The organism is Deltaproteobacteria bacterium (assembly GCA_011773515.1).
GTDB lineage: Bacteria > Desulfobacterota > Deferrimicrobia > J040 > J040 > WVXK01.
Genome location: WVXK01000002.1, coordinates 48,589 through 53,353 on the forward strand (window position 1 = coordinate 48,589; position 4,765 = coordinate 53,353).

At 58.9% G+C, this 4,765-nt stretch carries 5 protein-coding genes and 1 pseudogene (1 of these 6 cut by a window edge); all 6 read left to right on the forward strand.

Annotation, left to right across the window (positions count from 1 at the left end):
• Positions 1–660 (forward strand): annotated as a pseudogene (locus GTN70_00465) (NADH-quinone oxidoreductase subunit M); it begins 805 nt to the left of the window's first position.
• A gap of 17 nt (positions 661–677) precedes the next feature.
• The gene (nuoN, locus tag GTN70_00470) at positions 678–2,156 is read left to right on the forward strand and encodes an NADH-quinone oxidoreductase subunit NuoN (protein ID NIO15477.1); all 1,479 of its coding nucleotides are present in this window, start codon (positions 678–680) and stop codon (positions 2,154–2,156) included.
• Between the two features lie 34 nt (positions 2,157–2,190).
• Complete coding sequence (gene ndhC, locus GTN70_00475; GenBank protein ID NIO15478.1) at positions 2,191–2,547, forward strand: NAD(P)H-quinone oxidoreductase subunit 3; 357 nt, start codon at positions 2,191–2,193, stop codon at positions 2,545–2,547.
• Positions 2,538–3,050, forward strand: a complete 513-nt coding sequence (locus GTN70_00480) for an NADH-quinone oxidoreductase subunit B (protein NIO15479.1) — start codon at positions 2,538–2,540, stop codon at positions 3,048–3,050. Before ndhC ends, GTN70_00480 begins: the two co-directional genes overlap by 10 nt.
• Positions 3,047–3,589 carry an NADH-quinone oxidoreductase subunit C gene (locus GTN70_00485; protein ID NIO15480.1) on the forward strand — a complete coding sequence of 181 codons (543 nt, stop codon included), beginning with the start codon at positions 3,047–3,049 and terminating at the stop codon, positions 3,587–3,589. Before GTN70_00480 ends, GTN70_00485 begins: the two co-directional genes overlap by 4 nt.
• Positions 3,567–4,765 (forward strand): NADH dehydrogenase (quinone) subunit D (nuoD, locus tag GTN70_00490; protein ID NIO15481.1); only part of this gene is annotated, 1,199 nt, incomplete at its 3' end. The genes GTN70_00485 and nuoD, both read left to right, overlap by 23 nt.

Sequence of the window (4,765 nt, forward strand, 5' to 3'; positions counted from 1 at the left end):
TGGTTTGCCATTCCCCTTGCCGTTCTGGGGGTTATCAACATCATCTACGGGGCGCTGTGCGCCATGGCCCAGAGCGACCTGAAGAAGCTCGTCGCCTACTCCTCTGTCAGCCACATGGGGTTCGTCCTCCTGGGGATGGCGGCCATGACCCCGGCGGCGATAAACGGGGCGGTGCTCCAGATGTTCAATCACGGAACGATCACGGCCATGCTCTTTTTCCTCGTGGGAGTCGTCTACGACAGGGCCCATCACCGGGAGATAGACGGGTTCGGGGGGCTCGGTGCCGTCGTTCCCGTGTACACGGGATTTGTGAGCCTGGCATTTTTCGCATCCCTGGGATTGCCCGGCCTCTCGGGGTTCATCTCTGAAGCCCTCGTGTTCATCGGCTCGTTTCCCATTTTCCAGACGATGGTCATCATCGCGGCTTTGGGCATCGTCATTACCGCGGCTTACCACCTCTGGGCGCTGCAGAGAGTTTTCCTGGGGCCCCTCAACCCCAAGTATGTGGATCTTCCCGAGATCAACGGGCGGGAGATATTCTGCCTCGCCCCGCTCGGGATCATCGTGCTCTTTCTCGGTGTATTTCCCATGCCCGTGCTCAGGATGATCGACACGAGCCTTCTGTATCTGATAGATTTTGTTAAGAACACTCTTGTGTGACCTGGTGGAGGGAAAGGGTGATCCTGGACAACATACAGAGCGTCACGTTCTTCATACCGGAGCTGATTCTCACCGGTACCATCCTCGTGGTGATCCTCTTCCACGTGGTGAGCGCGAACAGAACGTCCCAGTTCCCCGCTTTTTTGACCCTTGCCGCCGTGTCTGCCTCCATGATCATCGCCGGCGGGCTCGGGGCGGGTGGGACGAAAGACCTCTTTTTCGGCATGGTGAGGATAGACGAGTTTTCCACCTTCTTCAAGGTCATCCTCTCGCTGGCCACCCTCTTTGCCACCTTCATGTCCATCGCGTCGCTCGAGGTTGCGGGCAAGAGACAGACCGAGTACTATGTGTTTCTGCTGAGCATAACCCTCGGCATGTACCTTCTTGCATCCTCGGTGGACATCGTGATGATTCTTCTGGCCCTCGAGCTCGTTTCCATCCCCTCCTATCTGCTTGCGGGATACCTGAAGAGGACGGAACGATCCGTCGAGGGCGCGGTGAAATACGTGGTTTACGGGGCCACGGCATCGGGGGTCATGATATACGGGTTTTCCCTTCTCTACGGCCTCTCCGGGTCGACGAACATCACCGATATCGGCAGGGCGGTCTTTGCGGCCAACAACCCGATCATCCTCTACCTGGCCGTAGCCATGATCGCCGTCGGTTTCGGATTCAAGATAGCCGCCGTTCCCTTCCACATGTGGAGCCCGGACGTGTATGAGGGCGCCCCCACCCCGGTGACGGCTTTTTTGAGCGTGGGGCCCAAGGCCGCCGGCTTTGCCATCCTCATCAGGTTCTTTTACGAAGTGTTCGCCAGCAGGACCGGTGCCTCCACCTGGAGCGCCGTGGGCGGCGTCGACTGGATGTCGATTTTTGCCATCCTCTCCGCGATTACGATGACCGTGGGTAACCTGGTAGCCATCGTCCAGAAGAACGTGAAAAGGCTCCTTGCCTACTCGAGCATAGCCCACGCCGGATACATGCTCATGGGATTTGTCCTTTTGAACATCGAGGGGCTCAGGGCGGTCCTCTTTTACCTCGTCGTGTACCTCTTCATGAACACGGGTGCCTTCCTGGTGGTCATCCTCGTTGCAAACGCCGTCGGGAGCGAGGACATATCCGACTATTCGGGGATGGGGGTGCGCATGCCCTTGATGTCGGTGTGCATGGGCATATTCCTCTTCGCCCTGACGGGAATCCCTCCCTTTTCCGGCTTTATCGGGAAGGTCTACCTCTTTGCGGGGGTGATCAACAAGGGAATTTACTGGCTCGCCGTGGTGGCGGCGATAAACAGCGTCTTTTCGCTCTACTACTACGCGAGGATTCTGAAGGTGATGTTCCTCGAGTCCCCGAAATCCTCGGAGCCGGTAATGGTACCGGCCGTATCGAGAGCCCTTCTCGCCGTGCTCGCCTTTCCCACGCTTCTCCTGGGCGTCTACTGGGAGCCCGTAATCAACATCGCCGAGGCGTCTGCGCGGTTTATCGCGGGGGGATGAGGAAAACGATGCAGATAGTGGCTGATGGAGGCACATGATGGAACAATACTTACCGATACTTATCCTCCTGGTGGTTTCGGTGGCCCTGTCTCTTGGCCTCGTGATCCTCTCGGTCATCCTGGGGCCGAAACGCTACGAGAAGGGGAAGTTTAGCACCTTCGAGTGCGGCATGCCCCTTTTCTCCGATGCCAAGAGGAGAATTTCGGTGAAGTTTTATCTCATCGCCATCCTCTTTCTCATCTTCGACCTCGAGACGGCTTTTCTCTATCCCTGGGCAGTTCTCTTCAAGAAGCTGGGGCTTTTCGGATTTATCGAGATGCTCATATTCATCCTCATCCTCGTGGTGGGGCTCGTTTACGCATGGAAGGCAGGAGCGCTGGAATGGCAGTAGAAGAAGCACTGGGACAGCTGGGGGAACGGGGGTTTCTCACCGGCTTCGAAAAGATCCTCTCGTGGGCGAGGAAGTATTCCCTCTGGCCTCTGCCCTTCGGTACGGCGTGCTGCGCCATCGAGTTCATGGCTGCAGTGGGCACCCACTACGACATCTCCCGGTATGGCTGGGAAGTGGTGAGATTTTCACCCCGCCAGGCAGACCTCATGATCGTTGCCGGCACGGTCAACTACAAGATCGCGCCTGCCCTGATGACGGTGTACGAGCAGATGCTCGAGCCAAAGTGGGTCATCGCCATGGGCGCCTGCGCGACCTGCGGGGGATTCTACAACAATTACAGCGTCGTCCAGGGTGTGGACAGGATCATCCCCGTTGACGCATACGTTCCCGGCTGCCCCCCGAAACCGGAGGCCCTGATCGACGGCATCTTCCTCATCAAGGATATGATCGAGAAGGGAACGAAGAGGGCGAGGGACGCCTGGGAAAAGGGGGGAAGGCGATGACGGGCAAATCCCGGGTTATCGAGAGGCTCACGGAGCAATTTGGCGCCTCTGTCTATGAGACGCACAGCTACCGTGGCGATGACACGGCCCTCGTGCTGCGGGAGAGCGTGATAGATGTCCTGGCCTTTCTCAAGCAGGACCCCGACATGGACTTCGCGTTTCTCATGGACCTGACGGCCGTGGACTACCTGGGCAGGGAGCCCCGGTTCGAGGTGGTCTACCACCTCTATTCCTTCTCGAAGAACTCAAGGGTCAGGGTAAAGACGGGGGTGCCGGAGGCGGACCCGGTGGTTGCCACGGCGAGCACCGTCTGGAAGGGGGCGAACTGGTTCGAGCGGGAGATCTTCGATATGTACGGGATCAGGTTCGAGGGGCACCCCGACCTGAGAAGGATCCTTTTGTACGAGGAGTTTGAGGGGCATCCCCTGAGGAAGGACTATCCCATAGACCTCAGGCAACCGACGGTTTCCACCCGGGAATTTCCTGACCCGGAGAAGCAGGTGAGGATAACCATAGATGAGTGGAGAGATCGAAAATAAGGGAGCGCCGGCAGGAGGGGAGGAGCTCGCCACCGACAGGGTGATGCTCAACATGGGCCCGATTCACCCGGCCACCCACGGGACGCTGCGGATCATCGTCGAGCTGGACGGGGAGACGATCGTTTCGTGCGACAACCAGATGGGGTATCTCCACCGGTGCTTCGAGAAGCAGTGCGAAAACGCCACCTGGACCCAGGTGCTTCCCTACACGGACCGGCTGAACTACGTGTCCCCCCTCATGAACAACGTGGGGTACGTCCTGGCGGTGGAAAAGCTGCTCGATATCGACGTGCCCGAACGGGCAAAGTACATACGGATAATCATCAGCGAGCTTTCCCGGATCATAGACCACCTGGTCTGCGTGGGCACGAATCTCGTGGACCTGGGGGCCCTCACCAACTTCTGGTACTTCTGGAAACCCCGGGAGGAGGTCTACGACCTCATCGAGGAGCTGACGGGGACGCGGATGACGACGGCGTACACCCGCATCGGCGGCCTGAAGGACGACCTCCCCGAGGGCTGGGTGGAGAAGGCGCAGAAGGTGGTCAAGGAGTCGATCCCCGCTGCGCTGCGGGATGTGGATGCCCTCATCACGAAGAACCGGATATTTCTCGAGCGCACCGTGGGGGTTGGGGCGCTGACGGAAGAAGAGGCGATGGAGTACGGGTTCACCGGCCCCTGCCTCCGGGCCTGCGGCGTGCCCTACGACCTGCGCAAGGACCAGCCCTACCTTGGATACGAGACCTTTGACTTCGACATTCCCGTGGGAGAGAACGGGGACACCTACGACCGCTATCGCGTCCGCATGGAGGAGATGTGGCAGTCCCTGAGGATACTAACACAGGCTTTCGAGCGGCTCCCCGGGGGGCCCGTGAACGTGAACGACCCGAGGGTAACCCTGCCGCCCAAGGATGCGGTCTATGGGAACATCGAGGCACTCATGAACCACTTCAAGATAGTCATGGAGGGGATCCAGGTGCCTCCCGGCGAGGTCTACCACGCAACGGAGGCGGCAAACGGCGAACTGGGGTTCTACATCGTGAGCAGGGGAGGGGGCAAACCATACAAGATAAAGGTGCGGCCTCCCTGTTTTGCGATATACAGCGCCTTTCCAGAGTTGGTCAGGGGTCACATGATTGCCGATGCGATAGCCATCCTCGGCAGCATAAACATCAT